Origin of the sequence: Mesorhizobium sp. M1E.F.Ca.ET.041.01.1.1 (assembly GCF_003997355.1) — a bacterium.
Taxonomy (GTDB): Bacteria; Pseudomonadota; Alphaproteobacteria; order Rhizobiales; family Rhizobiaceae; genus Mesorhizobium.
This window is the reverse complement of the sequence record NZ_RZSL01001264.1, coordinates 1-432: the sequence shown is the minus strand read 5'-3', so window position 1 is coordinate 432 and position 432 is coordinate 1. Positions and strand designations below refer to the sequence as shown.

Annotated in this window: 1 protein-coding gene; it reads left to right on the top strand. The window is 61.8% G+C overall.

Translation table 11 applies throughout. From position 1 onward, the window contains the following. A partial coding sequence (locus EOA38_RS38705; RefSeq protein ID WP_189435284.1) for a U32 family peptidase occupies positions 1-319 on the top strand: 319 nt, incomplete at its 5' end. Positions 320-432 lie beyond the last annotated feature (113 nt).

Here is a 432-nt window from a genome sequence, read left to right as displayed (position 1 = left end):
CTTGCAGAGGGTGGGATATCCCACCCTCTGCAAGGGCAGATTCAAAGCCGGTGGCAAGACATCCCATCTGTTCGAGGATCCCGTCAGCCTGAATGCCGGCGGGATGATTGCGGGCCTGAAGGCCGCCGGGGTGACTGCGTTGAAAATCGAAGGACGCCAGCGCGGCAAGGGCTATGTAGGCGAGGTCGTGCGCACCTTCAGGAAAGCAGTCGACGCGGTCGAAGATGGCGGTGAGGCTGTCGACGTCGACCGCCTTCTCGCCGGCCAGTCGGAAGGGGCTCGGCAGACGGCCGGCGCTTACGAGAAGAAATGGAGATAGTCGGTGTCCGAAATCGCCCTGACGGAAATCGCCCGGACGGAAATCGCCTTGACGCTTGGACCCGTCTTCTTCCACTGGTCTCCGGACCGCTTCCTCGACTTTTACCGCAGGAT